We start from the raw sequence: 25,507 nt of genomic DNA on the forward strand, positions 1-25,507 counted from the left end.
CCTCAGGTGGCGGCGAAGCGCCGGTCCTGTTCCAGCACCCGCTCGACGAACACTGCCGCGGCCGGCGACAGGCTGCGGCCGGCGCGGCTGACCAGACCGTAGGCGGAGCCCTTGGCGCGGGCGGGCTCGGCGCCGGCGGGCCAGGGCAGCAGCGCCAGGCGGCCGGCCTCGACGTCGGCGGCAACCACGTCCCAGGGCGCCAGGCTGATCAGCTCGCTGGAGCCGACCAGGCCCTTGAGCATCAGCACATCGTCGCACTGTATGCCGAGCGGTTCGTCGCGTTGCAGCAGGCGCGCCAGGTCGCCGCGGACTTCCGCGGGCAGACGCGGGCCGGCCAGCGGGTAATCGGCCAATTGCCCGGCGCTCGGCCGCTCCAGACCCAGCAGCGGATGGCCGGGGCGGCAGAAGAGTACGCCGGGATGCTCGCGTAGCGGGTGGATGCGCAACTGCGGATCGCCTTGCAGCTCGCGGATATCGGCGACGAAGAGTTCGACGGCGTCATCCAGCAGGCGCTGGCGCAGGGTCTGCCAGTCCTCGATGAGCAGTGCGACGCGCACGCGTGGGTGGGCGCTGGAGAAACCGGCCAGTGCCTCGGGCAACAGCCGTGCGGCGGGGAAGGGACCGCCGCCCAGGCGTAGCTCGCCGCTGTCGAGATTGCCCAGTTGGCTTACCGCGTTGTGCAGTGCGCGATGCCCGGCCAGCAGGCGCCGAGCGTGTTCCAGCACCAGCCGGCCGTGGGCCGTGAGGGCCACGCCGCGGCTGCCGCGCTCCACCAGGGTGCAACCCAACTGTCCCTCCAGCGCCTGGATGCTGCGGGACAGCGCCGGCTGGCTGAGATTCACCGCTTCGGCGGCGCGGGCATAGTGGCCGTGCTCGGCGAGGGCGACGAAGTGGCGGAACTGGCGTAGATCGCTCATGCGGACTCCGCATCGAATATCGGCCTGGAATGCATTGGAATTATTGTCGTGCCGCTCGGCATAGTGCCAGCCGAACCTCACAACAATAAAACGGAGCATCCGATGAGCCGTCTGCTCGCACTCCTGGCGCTCGCCCCGCTACTCGCCGGCGCCGCCGAACCCTCCGCGTCCAAGCCGCCCAGCGCCTTCACCGTCGAGGCCCAGCGGCGGGTCGAAGCGGAATTGCCGTTCGCCGACCGTGCCGACTTCGAGCGCGCCGAACGCGGCCTGATCCGGCGCCCGGAGCGGGTGCTCATCCGCAACCCTGACGGCAGCGTCGCCTGGCAGCTCGGTGGCTACGACTTCCTCCTCGACGGCAAGCCTCGCGACAGCATCAATCCCAGCCTGCAACGCCAGGCCCTGCTCAATCTCAAGTACGGCTTGTTCGAGGTTGCCGAGGGTATCTACCAGGTGCGCGGCTTCGACCTGGCCAACATCACCTTCATCCGCGGCGACAGCGGCTGGATCGTGGTCGACACCCTGACCACCCCGGCCACCGCCAGGGCGGCCTACGAGCTGGTCAGCCGCGAGCTGGGCGAGAGGCCGATCCGTACGGTGATCTACAGCCACGCCCACGCCGATCACTTTGGAGGCGTGCGCGGTCTGGTCGAGCCGCAGCAGGTCGCCAGCGGCGCGGTGCAGATCATCGCTCCGGCCGGCTTCATGGAGGCGGCGATCAAGGAGAACGTCCTGGCCGGCAACGCCATGATGCGCCGCGCCACCTACCAGTACGGCACGCAACTGCCCAAGGGGCCGCAGGGGCAGGTCGACATGGCCATCGGCAAGGGATTGGCGCGCGGACCGCTGAGCCTGCTGGCGCCGACCCGCCTGATCGAAGGCGAGGGCGAGGACCTGGTGCTGGACGGCGTGCCGTTCACCTTCCAGAACACGCCGGGCACCGAGTCGCCGGCGGAGATGAACATCTGGCTGCCGCGGCAGAAGGCCCTGCTGATGGCCGAGAACGTGGTCGGTACCCTGCACAACCTGTACACCCTGCGCGGCGCCGAGGTACGTGATGCGCTGGGCTGGAGCAAGTACATCAACCAGGCGCTGCATCGTTTCGGCAGGCAGGCCGAGGTGATGTTCGCGGTGCACAACTGGCCGCGCTGGGGCAACGCGGAGATCGTCGAGGTGCTGGAGAAGCAGCGCGACCTGTACGGCTACCTGCACGACCAGACCCTGCACCTGGCCAACCAGGGCGTGACCATCGGCCAGGTGCACAACCGCCTGCGCCTGCCGCCCAGCCTCGACCAGGAATGGTACGACCGCGGCTACCACGGCTCGGTCAGCCATAACGCACGGGCCGTGCTGAACCGCTACCTGGGCTACTACGACGGCAACCCGGCGACCCTCGACCCGCTCAGCCCGGAGGACTCGGCGGGCCGCTACGTGGAATACATGGGCGGTGCCGAGCGCCTGCTGGAGCAAGCGCGGGCGTCGTACGCCAGGGGCGAGTACCGCTGGGTGGTCGAGGTGGTCAACAGGCTGGTCTTCGCCGAGCCGGATAACCGGGCCGCGCGCGAGCTGCAGGCCGACGCCCTGGAGCAGCTCGGCTACCAGGCGGAGAACGCCGGCTGGCGCAACAGCTACCTCAGCGCCGCCTACGAACTACGCCACGGCGTACCGCGCGACCAGCCGACGATGAAGGCCGGGAGCGCCGATGCCCTGGCGGCGATGGACACCGGCCTGCTGTTCGACTATCTCGGCGTGCGCCTGGACGCCGGCGCTGCGGAGGGCAAGGCGCTGAGCATCAACCTGCGCCTGCCGGACATCGGCGAGAACTACCTGCTGGAACTGAAGAACTCGCACCTGAACAACCTGCGCGGCGTGCAGAGCGAGGACGCCGGGCAGACCGTGAGCATCGACCGCGCCGATCTCAACCGGCTGCTGCTCAAGGAGGTATCGGCGGTACGCCTGGTCTTCGAGGGCAAACTGAAGAGTTCCGGCAATCCGCTGTTGCTGGGGCAACTGTTCGGCATGCTCGGCGACTTCGACTTCTGGTTCGATATCGTCACGCCGGCGGCGAAGTCCGAAGGCTGACGACGAAGGCGCCCGAGAGGGGCGCCTGGTCTTTTCAGTAGGCCACGGTGAAGCGCTGGCGATGATGACGGGGCTGCTCGGCCTCGTCGAGCATGGCTACCGCCAGGTCTTCCAGGGAAATCCGGCTCTCGCCCTTGGCGTCGAACAGGACCTGGTCGCCGCCGAGGCGGAACTTGCCGCTGCGCTGGCCGGGTTCGAGGAGCATCGCCGGGCTGAGGAACACCCAGTCCAATCGTTGCTCGCCGCGCAGTTGGTCGAGGGCGTCGGCGGCGCCGAGGGCGCCCTGCTTCCACTGCTCGGGGAATTCCGGGCTGTCCACCAGGCGCTGGCCGGGGGCGATCTCCAGGCTCCCGGCGCCGCCGAGAACCAGCAGGCGCGGCACGCCGGAGCGTTTCACGCCGTCGAGAATGGCCTGGCTGCCGGCGGCGTGGCGGGCGCGGAGGTCGGCGCTGCCCCAGCCGCCGTTGAAAGCGCTGATGACCACCTCGTGGCCTGCCACGGCGCTGGCCACCTGGGCCGGGTCGCTGACGTCCGCCTGCACTACGCCGAGGCCGTCGCGCGCCGCCAGCTTGCCCGGGTCGCGGACCAGGGCGGTTACCGCGTGGCCGCGTTGCAGGGCTTCGTTGAGGAAATAGTGGCCGACGTGGCCGGTGGCGCCGATCAGGGCGATTTTCATGCTGCACCTTCCGTTCGAGAAATGCCGCAGAGCGGCGTCGATCAGCATCATCCGCCCTGCGCTCGCCGGGATAAACCGCTGCGAGGGGGATGCACTCGTTAGCCCAGCTTAATAATCAGACCTCCTCGCTGTCGCTCATCAGGGTCAGGCTGCGGGCCACGGCGAGGGCGATGAACAGGACCCCGATCACTCCTTCGCTGCCGGCCAGCAGGCGCGCCAGCGGGTTGATCGCCTGGATGTCGCCGTAGCCCACGGTGGTCAGGGTCACCAGGCTGTAGTAGACGAAGGTATCCAGGCCGAGTGCGCCATGGCTGGCGATGAAGCTGGCCGGCTGCATCTGTTCGACCATGTAGTAGGCGAGAGCGAAGGCCAGCGCCATCTGCAGGTAGAGCGCGCAGAGTCCGTAGAGCAGCTCGTGGGTCACCGGGCGCTCCTGGGTGACGCGGCGGAACAGCGCGGCGAACAGGGTCAGATACAGCAGGATCAGGCTCAGCCCGCGCAGCAGGCCGGGCGGCAGGCTGGAGTAGGGACTGCTGAAGTCCGCAGTGGTGTACAGGGCCAGGCTGAACAGGCCGAAGAAGGCCGTCAGGTAGACCAGCGGACTGCGTCTGCGCAAGGTGTTCATCCCGGCCAGCACCAGCAGCAGGAGGCTGCCGAGCACCCGTGGCTTGGTGCTCGACGGCAGGCCGAGGATCGCCGTGAACAGCACGGTGGAAAAGAACAGCAGGCGGAAACGGTAACGCAGCAGCAGGGCGTTCAAGGCGGGCTCCTCGCATCGTCGAATCGACCAGCCTGGGCGCGGACCCGCCTGCCTGTCTATTGGCCTTGGGTCGGATCGAACAATTTCTGCACCACGGAAAAGTCCCGCTCCGCATAGCCCTGCTTCAGCAACAGGCGGTACAGGCTCAGCGCCAGGCTGCCCATCGGCGTGCTGCTGGCGCTGGCCTGGGCGGCTTCCTGGGCCAGCCCGAGGTCCTTGGCCATCAACTGGGCCATGAAGCCGCCGCTGTAGTCGCGCGACGCCGGAGCGTTCTCCATCACCCCCGGCCAGGGGTTGTAGACTTCCAGCGCCCAGTTGCCGCCGGAGCTGCGGCGCATGATCTCGGCCAGCACCTTCGCCTCGAGGCCGTTGGCCACGCCCAGGGCCATGGCTTCTGCGGTACCGATCATCAGCACCGCGAGGAGCTGGTTGTTGCACACCTTGGCCACCTGGCCGGCGCCGTCGGGGCCGGCATGGAAGATGTTGCGACCCATGGCCTCGAACAGCGGCCGGGCCTTCTCCAGGGCTTCGGCGTCGCCGCCGACCATGAAGGTCAGGGTGCCGGCTGCCGCGCCGGCAGTGCCGCCGGACACCGGCGCGTCGAGCATCGCCAGGCCGCGCTCGCGGGCGGCGGCGTGGACCTTGCGCGCCGAGGTCGGGGCGATGGTCGAGCATTCCAGCACCAGGGTGCCGGGGGCGATGTGCGCGAGCAGGCCATCGTCGTCGAGGTACAGGCCTTCGACGTGCTGGCTGGCCGGCAGCATGCTGATGACCACGTCGGCGCCCTGCACCGCGTCGCGGGCGCTGCGGGCGGCGCTGGCGCCGGCGGCGACCAGGCCGTCGACGGCGCTCTGCACCAGGTCGAAGACGTTCAGCAGGTAGCCGGCCTTGAGCAGGTTGGTGGCCATCGGCGCGCCCATGTGGCCGAGGCCGATGAAGGCGATCTGTTTCATGGAGCTCCTCCTGTGGCGGCCGCGAGGCCTCTTGGGGATGCTGTGAAACAGCTTAGACGCTATGGACGCGGCGGGCCGCGCGCCCTCCTACGGCAGAGGGCGGCGCGGCGGATCAGAGCCCCGCCAGCGGATGCTCGCCCTCCCAGGTCGGCTCGAAGTGCGCCTCGATCACAGCCTGCGGGATCGATTCCACCTGCGGCCAATGCCAGTTCGGTGCGTTGTCGCGATCGATCAGCCTTGCGCGTACCCCCTCGGCGAAGTCCGGATGGCGCGTGCAGTTCAGGCTCATGGCGTATTCCAGGCGGAACACCTCGGCCAGCGACAGGTAGCGCGCACGCTCGATCTGCTGCCAGACCAGATGCGCGGTCATCGGGCAGCCCTCGGCCAGGGTCTTCGCGCCACGCGCAAGCAGCGGGTCGGCGTCGTCGCGCAGCGCCACCAGCGCCTGCCAGGCGCTCGCCAGGTCCGGCTGGTCGAGCAGTGCGTCCAGGCGCGGCCGGCGCGGGAGCAACTGGGCCTCCGGCAGTTCGCCGCGGGCCTCGTGTTCGAGGGCGCGAAGCAGGCTGTGAAGTTGCACCTGGGGCGCCTCGTTCCAGTTCATCTGCACCAGGCCGGCGAGCAGGGCGTCCTGCTGATCGTCGAGAAGGAAGCGGTCGGCCAGGTCGAGGTCGAGAGCGTCGCGGGCATTCATCTGCGCCGCGCTCAGGCCGAGGAACAGGCCGAGCCTGCCGGGCAGGCGGGCGAGGAACCAGCTGGCGCCGACGTCCGGGTACAGGCCGATGCCGATCTCCGGCATCGCCAGGCGGCTGGACGGGGTGACGATGCGAATCCCGGCACCCTGCATCAGCCCCATGCCGCCGCCCATCACATAGCCGTGGGCCCAGCAGATGAAGGGTTTCGGGTAGGTATGGATGCGGTAGTCGAGGCGGTATTCATCGGCGAAGAAGCGTCGCGCCAGGGCCGGTACCTCGCCGGGTTGCTCACGGCAGGCGTCCACCAGCTTGCGCACGTCGCCGCCGGCGCAAAAGGCCTTGGCGCCGTTGCCGCGCAACAGCACGCAGGCGATGCCGGCGTCCTCGGCCCAGGCGTCGAGTTTCGCCGCCAGGGCCTCGATCATCGGCAGGGACAGGGCGTTCAGGCTCTTTTCCGCATCCAGGGTGGCAATGCCGATGCGGAAGCCATGCAGGCTCGGGCGTTCTTCGAAAAGCACGTTCATGTCGGGGCTCTCGGCTCGGGCGGGCTGTGGCGCAGCCCGCCGGGTTCGATGGGAAGGCTCAGCAGTTGCGCCACTTGGGATCGCGCTTCTCGAGGAAGGCGTTGACCCCTTCGCGGGTGTCCTGGGCGTCGAACAGATCGACGAAGCGCTCGCGCTCCTCCGGCAGCCAGGTGTTCGGCGCGCGTTCGCGGGCACCCTGGATCAGCGGCTTGATGGTGCGGATCGCCACCGGGCTCTGGCGTGCCACCTTGGCCGCCAGCAGCAGGGCGGCGCCGCGCGCCTCGCCGCTGTCCACCACCTGTTCGACCAGGCCGATGCGCAGGGCGGTTTCCGCATCCACCCGCTCGTTGCAGAGGATCATCCGCTTGGCCCAGCCTTCGCCCACCAGCCAGGGCAGCGCCTGGGTCCCGCCGGCGCAGGGCAGCAGGCCCACCGCGGCCTCCGGGAGGGCCATCTGCGCCTGGCGCTCGGCGATGCGGATGTCGCAGGCGAGGGCGCACTCCAGGCCGCCGCCCATGGCGTAGCCGTTGATCGCCGCGATCGACACCCCGCGGAAATCGCGCAGCGCCTCGAAGGCCTCGCCGAAGCGGCGGGCCATCTCGCGAGCGCGGGCCTTGTCGCCGTCGGCGAACATGTTCAGGTCGGCGCCGGCGGAGAAGAACTTCGGCCCCTGGCCGGTCACTACCAGGGCGTAGATATCGTCGTCGCGGTTGAGGTGCTCGATCAGTTGGCGCAGGCCGATCAGCGAGTCGCGGTCCCAGGTGTTGGCCGGCGGGTGGTTGATGGTGATCAGCGCGGTGTGCCCGTGCTTTTCCACGGTGAGCTTGTGGGTCAGGTCGAAGGAGGAAGCCTTGTAGGGTTCGACGGCAGTGTTCATGAAGTCCCTCACTGGATCATGGGCCGGGGCGTCCCGGCACTATCGGATGCGATGGTTCGCGGCGTTCACAGCAGGCGATCGAGCATGCCGCCCTGCTCCAGCAGGCGGCGGGCGACGATCACCCGCATGATTTCGTTGGTGCCTTCGAGGATCTGGTGCACGCGGGTGTCGCGTACCCAGCGCTCCAGCGGATAATCGTTGAGATAGCCGTAGCCGCCGTGCAGTTGCAAGGCCTCGTTGCAGACATCGAAGCAGCGGTCGGTGGCGAAGCGCTTGGCCATTGCGCAGTACAGGGTCGCCTCGGCGTCGCCGCGGTCCAGCCGATGGGCGCCGAGGCGGACCATCTGGCGGCTGGCGGTGAGTTCGGTGAGCATGTCGGCGAGCTTGAACTGCAAGGCCTGGAAGGTCGCCAGCGGCTTGCCGAACTGCTCGCGCTCCTCGACGTAGCGCATCGACTGCTCCAGCGCCGCCTGGGCGGCGCCCAGGGAACAACTGGCGATGTTCAGGCGGCCGCCGTCGAGGCCTTTCATGGCATAGACGAAGCCCTGGCCCTCCGGGCCGATGCGGTTGCCGGCGGGGATGCGCACGCCTTCGAAGGTGATGGTGCGGGTCGGCTGCGCGCGCCAGCCCATCTTGTCCTCGTTGCGGCCGTAGCGGATGCCGGGCGCGTCGGCCGGTACCAGGAAGCAGGAGATGCCCCTGGCGCCGTCCTCGCCGGTGCGCGCCATGACGATCAGCACCTGGGTGCTACCGGCGCCGGAAATGAAGCACTTGCTGCCGTCCAGCACGTATTCGTCGCCCTCGCGGCGGGCACGGGTGCGCAGGCGCGCGGCGTCGGAGCCGGCATCGGGCTCGGTGAGGCAATAGGAAGCGAGCGACTCGCCGCCGATCAGGCCGGGCAGCCAGGCCTCCTTCAGCGCCGCGTCGCCGAACGAGGCGAGCATCCAGGCGGCCATGTTGTGGATGCTGATGTAGGCGGTAGTGGCCACGCAGCCGGCGGCCAGTTGCTCGAAGATCAGCGAGGTGGACAGCCGCGACAGGCCCAGGCCGCCGTCTTCCTCGGCGATGTACAGGCCGAGGTAGCCCTGTTCGGCGGCGGCGCGGATGACTTCCACCGGGAAGTGATGGTCGCGGTCCCAGTCGGCCGCCTTCGGCGCCAGTTCGTGGCGGGCGAAGGCGCGGGCGCTCTCCACCAGCAGGCGTTGTTCTTCGGTGAGGTCGAAATCCATAGGTCCTCGGGTCACTTGAGATGGATGGTCATGTTCGGGCCGGCCGACGATTCGTCGGTCGTCGGTTCATCGTCGAACCAGCGGCTGGTGACGGTCTTGGTCTCGGTATAGAAGCGCACCGCCTGCTTGCCATAGGCGTGCAGGTCGCCGTAGAAGGAGCCCTTCCAGCCGGTGAAGGAGAAGAACGGCAGCGGTACCGGGATCGGCACGTTGATCCCCACCTGGCCGACCTGCACCGCGTGCTGGTAGCGCCGAGCGGCGCCGCCGGAGCGGGTGAACAGGCTGGTGCCGTTGCCATAGGGATTGGCGTTGACCAGGGCAATCGCCTCTTCCAGGGTATCGACCTCCAGGCAAGCCAGCACCGGGCCGAAGATCTCCTCGCGGTACAGGCCCATCTTCGGCGTCACTGCGCGGAACAGGGTGGGACCGAGCCAGTTGCCGTTGGGATAGCCTTCGACCTGGCACTGCGAGCCGTCGAGCAGGCACTCGGCGCCTTCCGCCTTGCCTTCGGCGATCAGGCGCAGCACGCGCTGGCGCGCCTGCGGACTGATCAGCGGACCATAGGCGGCGTCCGGGTCCTGCCAGTGGCCGGGGCGCAGGGCGGCCATCCGCTCGGCCAGCTCGGGAATCCACTCGCGCGCCGCGCCGACGAACACCGCCGCGCTGATCGCCATGCAGCGCTGGCCGGCGGCGCCGCAGCTGGCGCCGACCAGGTTGCCGAGAACCTGGGCCTTGTTCGCGTCGGGGAGGATCACCATGTGGTTCTTCGCCCCGGCGAAGGCCTGCACCCGCTTCAGGTGCGCGGTGCCGGTGCGGTACACGTGCTGGCCCACGGCGACCGAGCCGACGAAGGAAATCGCCCGGATGTCCGGGTGGGTGAGGAGGGCATCGACCTGCTCGCGGCCGCCATGGATCACCTGCAGCACGCCCTTCGGCGCGCCGGCCTCGAGGAACAGCTCGGCGAGGCGATTGGGTGTCAGCGGATCCTGTTCGGAGGGCTTGAGGACGAAGGTGTTGCCGCAGGCGATGGCCAGCGGGAACATCCACAGCGGGATCATCGCCGGGAAATTGAACGGGGTGATCCCGGCGCACACGCCGAGGGGCTGGATCCAACTGGCGGTGTCGATCTCGCGGGCGACGTTTTCCACCGTCTCGCCCATCATCAGGCTGGCCACGTTGGCGGCGTGTTCGACCACCTCGATGCCGCGCCACACGTCGCCCTTGGCATCGGCGAGGTTCTTGCCGGTCTCCCGGGCCAGCAGTTCGCCGAGTTCGTCGTGGTGTTCCTTGAGCAGGTGCTGGTAGCGCAGCATCAACCGCGCTCGCTCGGGAGCCGGGACTTCGCGCCAGGTCTCGAAGGCGCGCTGGGCGCTGGCGATGGCCTGCTCGATCTCGTCGGCGGTGGCCTTCGGCGCCAGCGCGAGGACGTCCTGGGTCGCCGGATCGGTGACTTCGATCAGTTCGCGGGAACGGCTGCCGCGCCATTCGCCGTCGATCAGCTGGGGGATTGCCTTGGCCATCGTCGCCTCCGCTTCCCGGTGGACCGGGATGTTGTTTTGAGTCGTTATAGCCGGCCGCAAGCCGCCTGTGGATTGACGATCTTGCGCAAGGGATGGACGATCTTGGGATTCAGACTGCCGAGTCGCGTCGCCGTGAAGCGTTCCGTACAGACCTCCGCCTGGCCCCTGCCCAACCAGGGGGTGCGTTTCATCACGCCGCCCCGCCTGCGTCGCGCCCTGGCCCGCCATCCGCTCGGCCAGGCCTGCTACCCGCTGGCCCTCGGTTACTACCCGGAGGCGCATGGCCACCACATGCAGCGGAGCGCGCCGGACGACCATCTGTTGATCTACTGCCGTGCCGGACGCGGCTGGCTGGAGTGCGCCGACGAGCGCGTCGAGGTCGGCGGCGGTGACCTGCTGGTCCTGCCCAAGGGCCTGGAACATGCCTACGGCGCCGACCCGCAGCGGCCCTGGAGCATCTACTGGGTACATTTCGAAGGCCTCCTGGCGGAGGACTTCCTGCGTCCGCTGGGCAGCGCTCCGCGCCTGCGCCTGGGCATGCAGCCGCGCCTGCTGGCGGAGTTCGACGCGCTGCTGGCGCTGCGCCGCCAGGGCCTCAGCCTGCCGCACTTCATCCATGCCGCGCACCTGTTGCAGGGTCTGCTCACCTCGCTGGCGGTGCGTCCGGCGCGGGCTAGCCTGAAATCCGGGCGGGTGCTGGACATCGACGCGGTGCAGGCGCTGATGCGCGCGCACCTGCACGACAGCCTCAACCTCGACGAGCTGGCGGCGCAGTTCAAGCTGTCGCGCTTCCATTTCGCCAAGACCTACCGCGCCCTGACCGGCCAGGCGCCGATCCAGGACTTCATCCAGATGAAGATGGCCCACGCCTGCCGCCTGCTCGACGAGGGCGCGCTGGAGGTGCGGCAGATCGCCGAGCAGCTCGGCTACGCCGATCCCTATTACTTCTCGCGGCTGTTCCGCAAGGTGGTGGGCATGGCGCCCAGTCACTACCGGGCGCTGCACCAGGGCTAGTGCTCCGGGCATAATGCTGCCTCCGGCCCGTGGGCCGAGACCGACAAGGATCGTCGATGCGCAAACCCCTATCGCTCTACCACCCCTGGCTCTACTGGCTGCGGGTCTGGCAACGACGTCTCTGGCGGCACTGCCGCTGGCGTCTTGGCGGCCGTCGCTACGTGCGGCTGCCATCGGTCGACGAGCGCCTGCCGTACCGCTACATCAAGCACACCTCGAAGTTGATCCGCCGCCTCGGCGACAGCGACCTCGCCCTGCAACGCAACAAGGTGGTCAACCTGCGCCTGGCGGTGGACTGCATGAACGGCGTGCGCATCGGCCCCGGCGAGTACTTCTCGTTCTGCCGGCTGGTCGGTCGGCCCAGCGCCCGGCGTGGCTTCGTCGAAGGCATGGAGCTGTCCTTCGGCGAGGCGCGCAGCGGAATCGGCGGCGGCATCTGCCAACTGAGCAACCTGATCCACTGGATGGCCCTGCATTCGCCGCTGCGCGTGGTGGAGCGGGCCAACCACAGCTTCGACCCGTTTCCCGACGAGGGACGGATCCTGCCGTTCGGCTCGGGCGCGGCGATCTTCTACAACTTCATCGACCTGGTGCTGCACAATCCGACGGCGGATACCTTCCAGTTGCGCTTCCATATCGCCGCCCACCAACTGGAAGGCGAACTGCTGTGCAGCGCGCCGCGCCCTGTGCGCTACCACGTCTACGAGAGGGCCCAGCGTTTTGTCCGCGACGGCGAGGCAGTGCTGAGGCTCAACGAGATCTGGCGCGACATCCGGGAAAAGGGCCAGGCCGGCACCCTGCTGGCCAGCGAGTGCCTGTACCGCAATCGGGTGCGCGTGAAGTATCCGCTGGAGGAGGCCCGCCTGTCCCGAGATTGACAAGCGCGGCGCGCTTTTCTACGGTTCCGCGGCCACAGGCTGTCGGCGACCTTCTGAAAAAGGCCGGACGACTTTTTCAGTACCGAGACAGGGGGTTCCATGACCGATAACGACGACCGCATCAAGCTCGAGGCGAGCTGGAAGGAAGCGCTGCGCGAGGAATTCGACAAGCCCTACATGAAGCAACTGGGCGAGTTCCTGCGCCAGGAGAAAGCCGCCGGCAAGGCGATCTTCCCGCCCGGGCCGTTGATCTTCAACGCGCTGAACACCACGCCGCTGGAGAACGTCAAGGTGGTGATCATCGGCCAGGATCCCTACCACGGGCCGGGCCAGGCCCACGGCCTGTGCTTCTCGGTGCAGCCCGGCGTGCCGACGCCGCCGTCCTTGCAGAACATCTACAAGGAACTCAACCGCGACCTGAACATCCCGATTCCCAACAACGGCTACCTGCAGCGCTGGGCGGAGCAGGGCGTGCTGTTGCTCAACACCTCGCTGACCGTCGAGCAGGCCAAGGCCGGCTCCCACGCCAATGCCGGCTGGCAGCCGTTCACCGACCGCGTCATCGAGGTGGTCAACGAGCGTTGCGAGCGCCTGGTGTTCCTGCTCTGGGGCAGCCACGCGCAGAGCAAGCAGAAGCTGATCGACCCACAGCGTCACCTGATCCTCAAGTCGGCGCACCCGTCGCCGTTGTCGGCCTACCGCGGTTTCCTCGGCAACGGTCACTTCAGCCGCACCAACAAGTTCCTCGAGCAGAACGGCAAGACGCCTATCGACTGGTCGTTGCCGGATCTCTGAAGGCGGCTGTCGCCCAACTCTTCACATGGCGGGCGCCGCTGTGTGCCCTCTGGCCGCGCGCGGAATAAAAAAGCCCGCACGAGGCGGGCTGGAAAACGCCACACATCCAGTGTGGCGGCGTGGCTCGATCAGCCGGCGCGCTTCCTCCAGTAGCGGAAGCACGGCTCGGCGAGGAACAGCACCAGCAATAGCCGCAGCACCTGCAGGGCGGTGACCAGCGGCACCGAGAGCTGCAAGGCTTCGGCGGTCAGGCTCAGCTCGGCGATGCCGCCGGGCATCATGCCGAGCATCAGCGACTGGTGGTCGAGGGTGGTCAGCCAGCCGAGCAACTCGGCGGCGAGCGCCGCGGCGAACATCATCCATAGCGTGCAGACCAGGGTGCGACTGACGAAGGCCGGAGCGCTGCGGAAGAAACTGCGGTTGAAATGGCAACCCAGGGCGCTGCCGATCAGCCATTGGCCAACGCCGCTGGAACCGGCCGGCAGGCCGATATGCAGGTCGAAGCCGAGGCTGACGCTGGCCGCCAGCAGCAGCGGGCCGAGCAGCCAGGGATTGGGTTGGCGCAACTTCTGCCAGCCCAGCGCGACCAGCGCCCCGGCCGGGAACAGCAGGGCCAGCCAGCGCCAGTCCACCGGCGCGGCCTGGTGCGGGCCCGGCTGGCCGCCGCCGAGCAGGTACTGGAACGCCGCCGGCACCAGCAGCACCACCAGCAACAGGCGCAGGCTCTGCGCTGCGGCGACGCGGCTGAGCACCGCGCCGTGGCGCTGCCCGAGGTTGACCATCTCGCTGGCGCCGCCGGGCATGCTGGCGAAGAACGCGGTGGCGCGGTCCTCGCCGCTGCGGCGCATGAAGGCGATCGCCAGTACGCTGGAAAGCGTGGTGGCCACGGCGCCGAAAACGATGATCGCGCTGTGCGCCAGCACTTGCTCGATCACTGCCGGGGTGAAGTGCAGGCCGATGCCGATGCCGACGATCCATTGCCCGCACTTGCGTGCCCCCGGCACTTCGGCCAGCGGCAGGTCGGCCAGGCAGCGCACCAGCATCACCGCCAGCAGCGAGCCGATCATCCACGGCAGCGGCCAGCCGACCAGGCTTGCCAGCCAGCCGCCAAGGGCGCCCACCAACGGCGTCGCCCAGTACAGCCTCCAGGTGACGCGCTCAGGCATCGGCCAGCCCTGTCGCGCGACGGGTCGCGCGGCGGCGCCAGGCACGGACCAGCGGCAACAGCAGCATCACCACCACCAGGGCCCAGGTCACCAGGCTGATCGGGCTCGACCAGAGGATGCCCAGTTCGCCGTTGGAGATCGACAGCGCGCGGCGCAGGTTCTGCTCCATCAGCCCGCCGAGGATGAAGCCCAGCAGCAGCGGCGAGAGCGGGAAGTCGAGCTTGCGCAGGATGTAGCCGAGCACGCCGATGCCGACCATCAGGAACAGGTCGAAGGTAGTCGCGTGCACGCCGTACACGCCGATCCCGGTGATGATCGCGATGGCCGGCACCAGGGCCCAGTTCGGCACCGCGAGGATGCGGGTGAACACACGGACCATCGGCACGTTGAGGATGATCAGCATGACGTTGGCGATGAACAGCGAGGCGATCAGGCCCCAGACGATGTCCGGTTGCTGCTGGAACAGCAGCGGGCCGGGAGTGATGTTGTACAGGGTCAGGGCGCCGATCATCACCGCGGTGGTGCCCGAACCGGGCACGCCGAGGGTCAGCATCGGCACCATGGCGCCGCAGGCCGCGCCGCCAATGGCGGTCTCCGGGGCAGCGAGGCCGCGCATGTCGCCCTTGCCGAACTCGCCCTTGGCGCCGGCCAGCTTCTTCTCGGTCATGTAGGCCACGGCGCTGGCCAGGGTCGCGCCGGCGCCGGGCAGCACGCCCATGACGAAGCCGAGCACGCCGCAGCGCAGGTTGACCAGGAATACGCTGGCGGCTTCCTTGAAGTTGAACATCATCCGCCCGGTGGCCTTGACCGCTTCCTGGCCGTGGTGGGTCTTTTCCAGCAGCAGGAGAATCTCGCTGACCGAGAACAGACCCAGTACCAGGACCACGAACTGGATGCCGTCGGCGAGGTGGATGCTGTCCCCGGTGAAGCGGTACACGCCACTGTTGGCGTCGATCCCGACGCAGGACAGGAACAGCCCGAGCAACGCCGCCAGCAGCGTCTTCAGTGGCTTGTCGCCGGCCATGCCGCCGAGGCAGACGATGGCGAAGACCATCAGTACGAAGTATTCCGCCGGACCGAAGGCGATCGCCCACTTGGCCAGCAGCGGGGCGAACAGGACCATCCCGCAGGTAGCGATGAAGGCGCCGATGAAGGAACTCCAGGCCGACAGCGACAGGGCCACGCCGGCCAGGCCCTTGCGTGCCATCGGGTAGCCGTCGAGGGTGGTCATCACGGTCGAGGCTTCGCCGGGGATGTTGAGCAGGATCGAGCTGATCCGCCCGCCGTACTCGCAGCCCAGGTACACGGCGGCGAGCAGGATCAGCGCGGTTTCCGGCGGCAGGCCCAGGGCGAAGGCCACCGGGATCAGCAGCGCCACGCCGTTGATCGGGCCGAGGCCCGGCAGCAGGCCGACGATAGTGCCGATCAGGGTGCCGATCAGCGCGGTGATCAGGTTGGTCGGGGTCATCGCGACGCCGAAGCCCTGGCCGAGGTAGTTCAAGGTTTCCATCGCGAAGTCCTCACAGCGGCAGGAAGTCGAGAACGCCCAGCGGCAGCGGGACGTCCAGGGCGCGGTCGAACAGCCAGTAGAGGCCGATCCCGAGCAGGCTCGCGGTGATCACCGCGGGCAGTGGCCGGGCGCCGTAGAGAATGGCCATGCAGGAGCCGACCAGGGCGGCGCTGAGGATGAAACCGAGCGCTTCGAACAGACCGGCGAACACCAGCAGCAGGGCGATGCAGGCGAGCACCTTGAGCAGCACGGCGCCGCTCAGCGGCTGTTCGTCCTCGGCGTGGCGGATCGGCGTCGGCCGCACGATCAACCAGGCCAGGCCGGCGCCCATCAGCGCCAGGCAGAGCAGCGGGTAGGCGCGCGGGCCGACCGGTTCGTAGGAAAACGGCGCCTGGTAACGCCAGCCGGCGACCGCCAGGCCGACGCAGGCGAGCAGCCAGAGCCCGGCGAACAGGCGCTGGTACAGGTTGGAACGGGTCATGGGACTATCCTCGTGGCGCGGCCGTGGCCCGGCCGCGCGCGGGCTGGCTTACTGGATCAGGCCGAAGTCCTTGGCCAGTTGCTTGTACTGCTGGACCTGCTGCTTCACGTAGCCGTCGAGTTCCTCGCCGGTCATGGCGAAGGGGAACAGCTCGCGCTGGTCGCGCAGCTTGGCGAAGTCCTCGGAGGCCAGCAGTTGGTCGAAGGCGTTCTTCCACCAGGCGTAGTCTTCGTCGCTGACCTTCGGCCCGAGGTAGAACCCGCGAACTACCGGCCAGACGATGTCGTAGCCCTGTTCCTTGGCGGTGGGGATGTTGGCCATCGCCGCCTCCGGCAGGCGTTCTTCGGAGAACACCGCGAGCAGGCGCATGTCGCCGCTGAGGATGTGCGGCATGGAGTCGGAAATGTCGGTGCTGCCGACCTGGATGTGCCCGCCGAGCAGCGCGGTGGCGATCTCGCCGCCGCCTTCCAGGGCCACGTAGCGCAGGTCGCGCGGATTGATCCCGGCGGCCTTGGCGATCAGCGCGGTCTGCATCCAGTCCTGGCTGCCGACGGTGCCGCCGGAGCCGATCACCACCTTGCTCGGGTCGGCCTTGAGCGCCTTCACCAGGTCGTCGAGGTTCTTGTAGGGCGAATCGGTGCGCACCGCGATGGCGCCGTAGCTGGTGCCGATGGCGGCCAGCCATTTCACCGCGTTCTCGTCGAAGCGGCCGAACTTGCCCTGGGCCAGGTTCAGCAGCGAGCCGCTGGAGAAGGCGGTGATGGTGCCGGCGTCGCCCGGGCGTTGGGCGACCACCGCGTTATAGGCGACCGCGCCGACGCCGCCGGGCATGTAGGTGACGCGCATCGGCTTGCTCAGCAGCTTGGCCTCGACCAGGGCGCTCTGCGCCAGCTTGCAGGTGAGGTCGAAACCGCCGCCGGGGGACGCCGGGGCGATGCATTCGGGACGCTTGGGTTCGGCCACGGCGGCGCCGGCCAGCAGCAGGCCGGCGGCAACCAAGGCGAGGGGACGAAAAGACAGTTTCATCATCATCGGTGCTCCTGTGGAGTTCTTGTTCTGGCTTACCAGATCGGCAGGGTATAGCTGACGATCAGGCGGTTCTCATCGATGTCGCGGGTGAAATTGGAACGGAAGGTCGCGTTGCGCCAGCGGACTCCGAGGTTCTTCAGCGCGCCGCTCTGGAACACGTACTGCAGTTCGGTGTTGCGTTCCCATTCGCGGCCTTCGCCGCTCTGCCCGGCGAGTTCGACATTGTCGCCCTTGACGTAGCGGGTCATGAAGGTCAGGCCGGGAATGCCGAGGCCGACGAAGTCGTAGTCGTAGCGCAGTTGCCAGGAACGCTCCTTGGGGCCGGCGAAGTCGTTGACCTGGACGAAGTTGACCAAGTAGGGGTTGCTGCCTTCCAGGTAGGGGAAGGCGTCGTCGCCGTTCATTCGCTGCCAGGCCGCGCCGAAGGCATGGTTGCCAAGGCTGTAGGTGAACATGCCGTTGAGCGACTTGTTGTCGATGCCGCCGGCCTTGGCCGAGCCGCTGTCGGTGCTGCGGGCGAAGCGCAGGTCGCTGGTCAGTTCGCCGGGACCGATCGGCCAGCTGTGCAGCAGGCCGACGAAGTGCTGGCGGTAGACGTCCTGCAGGTTGCTGTAGTGATAGCTGGCGGTGAGTTGGTCGGTGAGCTTGTAGTCCAGTCCGCCGAGGTCGAAGTGATCGGCGCTGACCCCGGCGAAGCGGCCGTTCTTGTCGTTCAGCGCGAGGTCCTCGGAGTCGCTGGAGTCGCGGATCTTGGTCTTTTCCAGGCGCCCGGCGGTGAAGCCGAGGTCCTTGATCTCCTTCGAGGTGAGCAGCGCGCCTTCGAATATCTGCGGGAAGATCCGCCCGTTGTTAGGTTGTACCGATGGCAGCTTCGGAATCAGCGTGCCGACCTTCAGCTCGCTCTGCGAGACCTTGACCTTAGCGGTCAGGCCCAGTTTCGAGTAGGTGTCCGGTGCGCGGCCGTCGGAATCCTTCGGCAGCAGTCCGGTACCGCTGCGGCCGCGGCCGGAGTCGAGCTTGACGCCGAGCATGCCCATGGCGTCGAGGCCGAAGCCGACGGTGCCCTGGGTGTAGCCGGACTGCAGGTTGAGGATGAAGCCTTGCGCCCACTCCTCGCGCTTGGACTGGCCGGGGCCGTCGCGGAAGTCGCGGTTCATGTAGAAGTTGCGGGTTTCCAGGCTGGCCTTGCTGTCTTCGAGGAAGCCGGCGGCGTTGCCCAGGGGCGCGATGCCGGCGAGCACGACGGCGGTGGTGGTCAGGGTGGTGCTGCGGGACAAACGTACAGACCTTGCGGCCTGCGGCAGGGAAGTCGACATGCAGTGGTCTCCGATTCTTGTTCTTGTACGCCGAGCACCACGCTGCAGGGCGTTTTGGCGGACGATCTGCGCCGTCCATCGACTGATCCTAAGACGCCAAGCTTTCGCCAGGCTTTCAGCAATCCCCGGTGGCAGAGAAGCCATTTACCGGAGGGTTTTCCCCGGTACACTTCGCCTCTTGTGCCCTCATCCGGTGGTGGAGAACCGTCCATGCGCATCCTTCTGGTGGAAGATCATCCGCAGCTCGCCGAAAGCGTGGTCCAGGCGCTCAAGGGCGCTGGCTGGACGGTAGACCTGCTGCAGGACGGGGTGGCCGCCGACCTGGCCCTGGCCAGCGAGGAGTACGCCCTGGCGATTCTCGACGTCGGCCTGCCGCGGATGGACGGCTTCGAGGTGCTGGCGCGCCTGCGCGGGCGCGGCAAGACCTTGCCGGTGCTGATGCTGACTGCGCGCGGCGAGGTGAAGGACCGGGTGCACGGCCTCAATCTCGGCGCCGACGACTACCTGGCAAAGCCTTTCGAACTGTCCGAGCTGGAGGCGCGGGTCAAGGCCCTGCTGCGCCGCAGCGTGCTCGGCGGCGAACAGTTGCAGCGCTGCGGCGCCCTGGTCTACGACCTCGGCACTCGGCGCTTCAGCCTCGACGAGCAGCCGCTGACCCTGACCTCGCGGGAACAGGCGGTGCTGGAAGCGATGATCGCCCGTCCGGGGCGGGTGATGAGCAAGGAGCAACTGGCCGCCCAGGTCTTCGGCCTGGACGAGGAGGCCAGCGCCGACGCCATCGAGATCTACGTCCACCGCCTGCGCAAGAAGCTGGAAGGCGGCGCCGTGCGCATCGTCACCTTCCGCGGCCTCGGCTACCTGCTGGAGGCGCAGGGTGACTGATGCCGGCAGTCTGCGCGGACGGCTGCTGCTGTGGCTGGCCCTGCTCCTGCTGCTGGTGCTCCTGGCGAGCGGCCTGAGCGCCTACTGGAACGGCCGCGAGGTGGCCGACACCGCCTACGACCGGACCTTGCTGGCCTCGGCGCGGGCGATCGCCGACGGGCTCTACGAGAAGGACGGCACCCTGCGCGCCGACGTCCCCTACGTGGCACTGGATACCTTCGCCTACGACAGCGCCGGGCGGATCTTCTACCAGGTCAACGACATCCATGGTCGGATGATCTCCGGCTACGAGAATCTTCCGGCAGCACCCGCCGAGACCCTGCGCACCGACGACTACCCGGCCTTGGCGAAGTTCTACGACGGCGTCTACCAGGGCGTCGACGTACGCGTGGTGAGCCTGCTGCAACCGGTCAGCGAACCGAGCATGAGCGGCATGGCGGAGATCCGCGTGGCGGAGACCGAAGGCGCCCGCGAGCGCATGGCGCGCAGCCTGATGACCGATACCCTGCTGCGCCTGGGCGTCCTCGGCGTCGGCGCGCTGGTGCTGGTGTGGCTGGCGGTGAGCGCCGCGCTGCGTCCGCTGGATCGCCTGCGCCGCGAGGTGGAAGAGCGCCAGCCGGACGACCTGCGGCCGTTGCCGATGCTCGAGGTCCAGCATGAATTGCGGCCGCTGGTGGAGTCGCTGAACCACTTCACCCAGCGCCTGCGCAGCCTGTTCGAGCGGCAGTCGCAGTTCATCGCCGATGCCGCCCACGAGTTGCGCACGCCGCTGGCGGCGCTCAAGGCGCGCCTGGAACTGGGCCTGCGCGAGCAGGAGCCGGAAGCCTGGCGTTCGACCCTGGAGACCACGGCGAAGAACACCGACCGCCTGATCCATCTGGCCAACCAGCTGCTCTCCCTGGCGCGCATCGAAAGCGGCGCCCAGGCCATCGCCGAGGGCGGCGCCGAGCGTATCGACCTGACCGCCCTGGCCCGGGAACTGGGCCTGGCGCTGGCGCCGCTGGCCTATGCGCGGGGAGCCTCGCTGGCGCTGGAAAGCGCCGGGCCGGTGTGGATCCAGGGTGAACCGACGCTGCTCAACGAATTGCTCAGCAACCTGCTGGACAACGCGCTGGCGCACACCCCGCAGGGCGGCAACGTGATCCTCAGGGTGCTGGAGGGGGGCGTGCTGGAAGTGGAAGACGATGGTCCGGGAATTCCCGCCGCCGACCGCGAGCGGGTCTTCCAGCGCTTCTACCGGCGCGGCGACAGCCCCGGCAGCGGCCTGGGGCTGGCGATCGTCGGCGAGGTCTGCCGGGCGCACCGGGCGCAGATCCAGCTCGACCAGGGCGAACTGGGCGGCTTGCTGGTGCGGGTGCGCTTCCCGGCGGAGTAGGGCGGGCCTATTGCAGCATGCTGGTGGCGGCTTCCAGGGCGCTGGAGAGGTCCTCGTCTTCCTTCATGTCGACGGTCGGCTCGAGGCCGAGCTTGGCGAACGCCGGGATCTGGCTCCAGTCCAGGCGGGTATAGGGATGCTCGCTGCCAAGGTAGCTCTGCAGGGTGGCGACCTGGACCAGGTCGGTATAGTCGGCGCGCGGCGAGTTGCGGGTGAAGTCCAGGTGCTGGCGCGGGACCTCGGCGATCGGCGCGGGGAAATCCCAGGCCTTGAGGATGCGCTCGCCGATCAGCGGATGGATGCGCTCGATCACGTGGCTCAGGCTGATGGAGTCCGACAGCAGCTCGTTGTGATCCTCGGCGTAGGTGAGGATCGGCAGCACGCCGATCTGGTGCACCAGCCCGGCCAGGGTCGCCTGGTCCGGCGCCAGGCGGGTGTAGTGACGGGCCAGCACGTGGCAGATGCCGGCGATCTCGGTGCTCTTGTTCCAGACTTCGCGCATCTTGCGGTCGACCACGTCGGTGGTGGCCTGGAACATCTGCTCCATGGCCAGGCCGGTGGCCAGGTTGCAGGTGTAGTTGATGCCCAGCCGGCTGATCGCCATCTGCAGGTCGGTGATTTCCTTCGGGCTGCGCAGCAGCGGACTGTTCACCACGCGGATGATGCGCGCGGTCAGCGCCGCGTCGTTGCCGATCACCTTGCTCAGGGCCTGGATGCTGACATCCGGGTCCTCCGCCGCCTCGCGGACCTGCAGGGCCACCTCGGGCAGGGTCGGCAGCACCAGTTCATCCTGATCGATGGCGCGGATCAGGTCCTGTTGGACTTTGTCGGCAAGCTTGCTCATGGCATTTCCTTTGAAAACGCAATGGCCGGAGCACGCTGTACGTGCACCGGCCATGGGAATACTGGCGGGCCGTCCGCGGACGGCGAGGCACAGTTTACGGTCAGCGCTGGATTTCGCGGTCGCTGTCCAGCGTGTAAGGCAGATTGAGGAGGACGAGCGGCGCTCCTTCGGCGCTTCCGAGGCTGATCCGGCCGTCGGCGACGGCGTCGTCCTGCAGCACGGCGAGCAATTCCACGCTGTTCTCCGGCGTACGGGCGGCCAGTACCACTTCGCCGACGCTGGTGGAATGGACCGGCGAGAACAGCCCGGTGCCGGGCGCCGGCACCTCGTCTCCGCCCAGCGCCAGGCGATACAGGCGGCGCTTGAGGCGGCCGAGATACTGCATGCGGGCGACGATTTCCTGGCCGGTATAGCAGCCCTTCTTGAAGCTGACCCCGCCGACCGCCTGCAGGTTGATCATCTGTGGGATGAACAGCTCGCGGGTAGCGCCGAACACCTGGCCGACGCCGGCGCGCACCTGGCCGAGCAGCCAATCGTCAAGCGGCGCCTCGCGGCTGTGCTCGCGGAGCGTGGCAAGCACCGTCTCGGCGCGCTGCGCCGGAATCCACAGCTCGGCGCGGGCGTCGCCCAGGGCGACGGCGAGCAGGTCGCCGTGGCGGGCGATCCTGCCGCTCTCTGCCGGTGCCTCGATCCCCAGGGCGCGTAGCGCCTCGCCGGCGTCACGCAGGCCGACGCGGAGCCAGGCTGCGCTCTCGTCGGCAAGGCTGGCCTTGGAGAATACGGCGTATTTCTTCAGCTCCGCCAACTGGGCCTCGAGCAGCTCGCCGGCCATCGCCAGCAGCAGGCCGTCGCCCTCGGGCAGGATGCGGAAGCTCGATAGCAGGCGGCCCTTGATGTTGCAGCGGCCGCCGAGGCTGGAGGTCTCGTCGTTCAGATAGGCGAGGTTGCAGGTCAACTGGCCCTGGAGGAACTTGGCGGCGTCCGGGCCGCGGACGGCGAGGATGCCTTCATGGACTAGCGGAGTGTGGAAAGCGGGGTCGGCCATTGCGATGCTGCGCGGTCAGTCAGTCAGGACCGTCATCATAGAACTCGGTCCGAGGCTTGTCAGCGGGCAAGAATGCCTGGCGCATCCGCCTTGACGGTTGTCGGACACTTCCGAGGCCGCCGTCGGCATGGGCCTGCGTCCCGCGCGGATGCCCTTGGTTTGCCGGGCAATACGACCAAGGGCGGACGCCGGCGGAGCGACGCCTCGTCATCGGGCCGCGCCATTCGAGCGCAACCGCCCTATAATGCCGGGCGTTTTCGAGGAGCCCGAACATGGCAGATGAAACCGAACTGAAACGACTCTACTGGCACAGCCGTCGCGGCATGCTGGAACTGGATGTGCTGCTGGTGCCTTTCGTGCAGGAGGTTTACCCGGGCCTGGACGCCGAGGACCAGGCGCGCTTCCGCAAGCTGCTGGAGTGCGAGGACCAGGACATGTTCGGTTGGTTCATGCAGCGCGGCGAGCCGGAAGACGCCGACCTGCGGCGGATGGTGCGGATGATCCTGGACCGTGTCCAGCCGGATTGAGCCGTTCGAATGCCGCTGGCGGGTCTCTCCGATCCTGCTGGCGGCGAGCCTGGCACTGTGGGCCCTGGCGCTGCTGTCGATCCTGCTGGCGGCGCTGCCGGTCTGGCTGAAGCCGCCGCTGGCGCTGGTCTGCCTGGCCTACGGTGCCTGGGGGCTGTACCGCCAGGTACTGCTGCGCGGCTCGCGGGCCTTCCGTGGGTTGCGCCATGACGAGCAGGGCTGGCAGCTGTGGAGCGCCGGAAGCGGCTGGCAAGCGGTGCAATTGCGCCCTGACAGCCTGGCGCTGCCCTGGCTGATCGTACTGCGCGTGCGCCTGCCGGGCCGCTGGCGCATCCTTGGCTGCTGTATCCCGGCCGATGCATTGGGCGCCGACAGCCATCGGCGCCTGCGTGTCCGCCTGCGCTTCAGTCGCCGTAGATGGGCGGCACCAGGATAGTGTCGCGGGCTTCGGGCAGCAGCTCCGGATAATCCAGCGTGTAGTGCAGGCCCCGGCTTTCGCGGCGCTGCATGGCCGAGCGGATGATCAGTTCGGCGACCAGCGCCAGGTTGCGCAACTCGATCAGGTCGCGGCTGACCTTGTAGTTGCTGTAGAACTCGTCGATCTCGCTGAGCAGCAGGCGCACCCGGTGCTGGGCGCGCTGCAGGCGCTTGTTGGTGCGCACGATACCGACGTAGTCCCACATGAAACGCCGCAGTTCGTCCCAGTTGTGCGCGATGATCACGTCTTCGTCGGAGTCGGTGACCTGGCTGGCGTCCCAGCTCGGCAGGCTTTCCGGCAGGGGCGTGCCGGGCAGGCGCTGGAGCATGTCGGCGGCGGCAGAGCGGGCATAGACGAAGCATTCCAGCAGCGAATTGCTGGCCATGCGATTGGCGCCGTGCAGGCCGGTGAAGGTGGTCTCGCCGATGGCGTAGAGGCCTGGCACGTCGGTATGCCCGTGCTGGTCGACGAGCACGCCGCCGCAGGTATAGTGCGCGGCTGGCACTACCGGGATCGGTTGCTGGGTAATGTCGATGCCGAAGTCCAGGCAGCGCTCGTAGACGGTGGGGAAGTGCGCCTTGATGAACTCGGCCGGCTTGTGGCTGATGTCCAGGTAGACGCAGTCGATCCCCAGGCGCTTCATTTCATGGTCGATGGCGCGGGCCACGATGTCCCGGGGCGCCAGTTCGCCACGCGGATCGAAGCGCGGCATGAAACGCTCGCCATTGGGCAGGCGGAGCAGGGCGCCTTCGCCGCGCAATGCCTCGGTGATGAGGAAACTCTTGGCCTGCGGGTGGTACAGGCAGGTCGGATGGAACTGGTTGAATTCCAGGTTGCCGACCCGGCAGCCGGCGCGCCAGGCCATGGCGATACCGTCGCCGGAGTTGCCGTCGGGATTGCTGGTATAAAGGTAGACCTTGCTCGCGCCGCCGGAGGCCAGCACGCTGAAGCGGGCACGGAAGGTATCGACTTCGCCGCTTTCCCGATTCAGCACGTAGGCGCCCAGGCAGCGCTTGCTCGGCAGGCCGAGCTTGCGCTCGGTGATCAGGTCGACCGCCACCCGCTGCGACAGCAGCTCGATGTTCGGTCGCCGCCGGGCCTGGGCCAGCAGGGTATTGAAGATCGCGGCGCCGGTGGCGTCGGCGGCATGGATGATGCGCCGGTGGCTGTGCCCGCCTTCGCGGGTCAGGTGGTATTCGAAGCTGCCTTCCTCGTGGTTGTGCTGCTCGTCGCGGGTGAAGGGCACCCCCTGTTCGATCAGCCACTGGATCGCTTCGCGGCTATGCTCCACGGTGAAGCGCACCGCGTCCTCGCGGCACAGGCCGCCACCGGCGACCAGGGTGTCCTCGACGTGGGATTCCACGGTGTCGGTATCGTCCAGCACGGCGGCCACGCCGCCCTGGGCCCAGTAAGTCGAGCCCTGCGACAGTTCGCCCTTGCTGAGGACGGCGATGCGCAGGTGTTCCGGAAGGGTCAAGGCCAGACTCAGGCCGGCGGCGCCGCTGCCGATGACCAGTACATCGTGTTGATAATGTTGGCTCATGCCCGCATTTCCCCGTGGTGGAGCCCTAGTATATAGAAGGGCCTGGCGGCACAATAGCGCACCCCCGCTGCCGGTCCGGCGGATGAGCTGCGGGCCTGTCATCGGCAGGCGTCATCAGAGCGGGGCGATGTAGTGCTGGAACTTTCTTAGACGCATCGGTTCCAAAGCAGGATGCCTGAAGACCTCGTCCGGTTGGCCTACCCAGCGGCACAGAGGCCGGGCCCTGAGCCCGATGCAATCCATTTTCGCGGGGCCCGGACACGATGTCCGGGGCCGCACGTCACGAGCGAGGAAAAAACTCGTGACGCATGCTTGGAGGGGAGAACTTTTGCAAGAAGCCCGAGTCTATCTTGGCAAGACGATTCGCTGGGACGCTCGAAGCTCCTCCAGGTTCGAA

The 25,507-nt window shown here is 68.1% G+C and carries 24 protein-coding genes; 8 read left to right on the forward strand and 16 right to left on the reverse strand.

What is annotated here, in order from left to right; translation table 11 throughout:
- Positions 1-2: 2 nt before the first annotated feature.
- Positions 3-917 carry a LysR family transcriptional regulator gene (locus VQ065_RS07625; RefSeq protein WP_022579822.1) on the reverse strand — a complete coding sequence of 305 codons (915 nt, stop codon included), beginning with the start codon at positions 915-917 and terminating at the stop codon, positions 3-5.
- A gap of 102 nt (positions 918-1,019) precedes the next feature.
- Here VQ065_RS07625 and VQ065_RS07630 point away from each other — a divergent pair, with 102 nt between their 5' ends.
- Complete coding sequence (locus VQ065_RS07630) at positions 1,020-2,996, forward strand: alkyl/aryl-sulfatase (protein ID WP_003085484.1); 1,977 nt, start codon at positions 1,020-1,022, stop codon at positions 2,994-2,996.
- 34 nt (positions 2,997-3,030) lie between these two features.
- On the opposite strand, the gene VQ065_RS07635 is transcribed toward VQ065_RS07630, so the two are convergent.
- The 7 genes from VQ065_RS07635 to VQ065_RS07665 form a co-directional block, all read right to left on the reverse strand.
- Positions 3,031-3,672, reverse strand: coding sequence for an NAD(P)-dependent oxidoreductase (locus VQ065_RS07635; protein ID WP_003085485.1), 642 nt, complete (start codon positions 3,670-3,672; stop codon positions 3,031-3,033).
- A 115-nt stretch (positions 3,673-3,787) separates the two neighbouring features.
- A complete protein-coding gene (locus VQ065_RS07640; protein ID WP_003085490.1) occupies positions 3,788-4,432 on the reverse strand; it encodes a potassium channel family protein in 645 nt (214 codons plus the stop codon).
- Positions 4,433-4,488: 56 nt separating this feature from the next.
- A complete protein-coding gene (gene mmsB, locus VQ065_RS07645; RefSeq protein WP_003116513.1) occupies positions 4,489-5,385 on the reverse strand; it encodes a 3-hydroxyisobutyrate dehydrogenase in 897 nt (298 codons plus the stop codon).
- A 112-nt stretch (positions 5,386-5,497) separates the two neighbouring features.
- Positions 5,498-6,601 (reverse strand): enoyl-CoA hydratase/isomerase family protein, encoded by a 1,104-nt coding sequence (locus VQ065_RS07650; RefSeq protein WP_003085495.1) that lies wholly within the window; start codon positions 6,599-6,601, stop codon positions 5,498-5,500.
- A 58-nt stretch (positions 6,602-6,659) separates the two neighbouring features.
- Positions 6,660-7,478 (reverse strand): enoyl-CoA hydratase, encoded by an 819-nt coding sequence (locus tag VQ065_RS07655; protein ID WP_003085498.1) that lies wholly within the window; start codon positions 7,476-7,478, stop codon positions 6,660-6,662.
- Positions 7,479-7,543: 65 nt separating this feature from the next.
- On the reverse strand, positions 7,544-8,707 hold the full coding sequence (locus VQ065_RS07660; RefSeq protein WP_003085499.1) for an isobutyryl-CoA dehydrogenase: 1,164 nt from the start codon (positions 8,705-8,707) through the stop codon (positions 7,544-7,546).
- Positions 8,708-8,718: 11 nt separating this feature from the next.
- Complete coding sequence (locus tag VQ065_RS07665; RefSeq protein WP_003085501.1) at positions 8,719-10,227, reverse strand: CoA-acylating methylmalonate-semialdehyde dehydrogenase; 1,509 nt, start codon at positions 10,225-10,227, stop codon at positions 8,719-8,721.
- 132 nt (positions 10,228-10,359) lie between these two features.
- Between VQ065_RS07665 and VQ065_RS07670 the strand changes: the two genes are divergently transcribed.
- From VQ065_RS07670 to ung, 3 genes are all read left to right on the forward strand, one after another.
- Entirely contained in the window at positions 10,360-11,241 is an 882-nt protein-coding gene (locus tag VQ065_RS07670; RefSeq protein WP_003085506.1) for an AraC family transcriptional regulator, read from the forward strand.
- Positions 11,242-11,297: 56 nt separating this feature from the next.
- Positions 11,298-12,119, forward strand: coding sequence for a VanW family protein (locus VQ065_RS07675; protein ID WP_003085508.1), 822 nt, complete (start codon positions 11,298-11,300; stop codon positions 12,117-12,119).
- A gap of 99 nt (positions 12,120-12,218) precedes the next feature.
- On the forward strand, positions 12,219-12,914 hold the full coding sequence (gene ung, locus VQ065_RS07680) for a uracil-DNA glycosylase (protein ID WP_003085510.1): 696 nt from the start codon (positions 12,219-12,221) through the stop codon (positions 12,912-12,914).
- 128 nt (positions 12,915-13,042) lie between these two features.
- Here the strand turns inward: ung and VQ065_RS07685 are convergent, their stop codons facing one another.
- The 5 genes from VQ065_RS07685 to VQ065_RS07705 are packed head-to-tail and all read right to left on the reverse strand — an operon-like array spanning position 13,043 to position 18,416.
- On the reverse strand, positions 13,043-14,080 hold the full coding sequence (locus VQ065_RS07685) for an AbrB family transcriptional regulator (protein WP_003134364.1): 1,038 nt from the start codon (positions 14,078-14,080) through the stop codon (positions 13,043-13,045).
- Complete coding sequence (locus tag VQ065_RS07690) at positions 14,073-15,590, reverse strand: tripartite tricarboxylate transporter permease (protein ID WP_003085514.1); 1,518 nt, start codon at positions 15,588-15,590, stop codon at positions 14,073-14,075. Before VQ065_RS07690 ends, VQ065_RS07685 begins: the two co-directional genes overlap by 8 nt.
- A gap of 10 nt (positions 15,591-15,600) precedes the next feature.
- Positions 15,601-16,071, reverse strand: a complete 471-nt coding sequence (locus VQ065_RS07695; RefSeq protein WP_003085516.1) for a tripartite tricarboxylate transporter TctB family protein — start codon at positions 16,069-16,071, stop codon at positions 15,601-15,603.
- A 48-nt stretch (positions 16,072-16,119) separates the two neighbouring features.
- Positions 16,120-17,103 carry a tripartite tricarboxylate transporter substrate binding protein gene (locus VQ065_RS07700; RefSeq protein WP_003085519.1) on the reverse strand — a complete coding sequence of 328 codons (984 nt, stop codon included), beginning with the start codon at positions 17,101-17,103 and terminating at the stop codon, positions 16,120-16,122.
- A gap of 29 nt (positions 17,104-17,132) precedes the next feature.
- On the reverse strand, positions 17,133-18,416 hold the full coding sequence (locus VQ065_RS07705) for an OprD family porin (protein WP_023098812.1): 1,284 nt from the start codon (positions 18,414-18,416) through the stop codon (positions 17,133-17,135).
- 210 nt (positions 18,417-18,626) lie between these two features.
- Between VQ065_RS07705 and VQ065_RS07710 the strand changes: the two genes are divergently transcribed.
- Positions 18,627-19,298 carry a response regulator gene (locus VQ065_RS07710; protein WP_003085524.1) on the forward strand — a complete coding sequence of 224 codons (672 nt, stop codon included), beginning with the start codon at positions 18,627-18,629 and terminating at the stop codon, positions 19,296-19,298.
- Entirely contained in the window at positions 19,291-20,673 is a 1,383-nt protein-coding gene (locus tag VQ065_RS07715; RefSeq protein WP_003085526.1) for a sensor histidine kinase, read from the forward strand. The genes VQ065_RS07710 and VQ065_RS07715 overlap by 8 nt, the downstream gene beginning before the upstream one ends.
- Before the next feature lie 7 nt (positions 20,674-20,680).
- Here the strand turns inward: VQ065_RS07715 and VQ065_RS07720 are convergent, their stop codons facing one another.
- Both VQ065_RS07720 and ygfZ read right to left on the reverse strand, forming a co-directional pair.
- On the reverse strand, positions 20,681-21,517 hold the full coding sequence (locus VQ065_RS07720) for an HDOD domain-containing protein (protein ID WP_003085528.1): 837 nt from the start codon (positions 21,515-21,517) through the stop codon (positions 20,681-20,683).
- A gap of 100 nt (positions 21,518-21,617) precedes the next feature.
- Positions 21,618-22,562, reverse strand: a complete 945-nt coding sequence (ygfZ, locus tag VQ065_RS07725; protein WP_003085530.1) for a CAF17-like 4Fe-4S cluster assembly/insertion protein YgfZ — start codon at positions 22,560-22,562, stop codon at positions 21,618-21,620.
- A 272-nt stretch (positions 22,563-22,834) separates the two neighbouring features.
- Between ygfZ and VQ065_RS07730 the strand changes: the two genes are divergently transcribed.
- Together VQ065_RS07730 and VQ065_RS07735 are read left to right on the forward strand one after the other, a co-directional pair.
- Positions 22,835-23,089: an FAD assembly factor SdhE gene (locus VQ065_RS07730; protein ID WP_003085532.1), complete on the forward strand. Its 255-nt coding sequence runs from the start codon at positions 22,835-22,837 to the stop codon at positions 23,087-23,089.
- Entirely contained in the window at positions 23,073-23,525 is a 453-nt protein-coding gene (locus tag VQ065_RS07735; protein ID WP_003085534.1) for a protein YgfX, read from the forward strand. The genes VQ065_RS07730 and VQ065_RS07735 overlap by 17 nt, the downstream gene beginning before the upstream one ends.
- Here the strand turns inward: VQ065_RS07735 and nadB are convergent.
- Positions 23,494-25,110, reverse strand: coding sequence for an L-aspartate oxidase (gene nadB / locus VQ065_RS07740; protein WP_003085536.1), 1,617 nt, complete (start codon positions 25,108-25,110; stop codon positions 23,494-23,496). The two genes, VQ065_RS07735 and nadB, sit on opposite strands and share 32 nt — an antisense overlap.
- Between the last annotated feature and the right edge of the window lie 397 nt (positions 25,111-25,507).

The sequence above is a fragment of the Pseudomonas sp. KBN10P06128 genome, from assembly GCF_037574945.1.
GTDB classification, from domain to species: Bacteria; Pseudomonadota; Gammaproteobacteria; order Pseudomonadales; family Pseudomonadaceae; genus Pseudomonas; species Pseudomonas aeruginosa.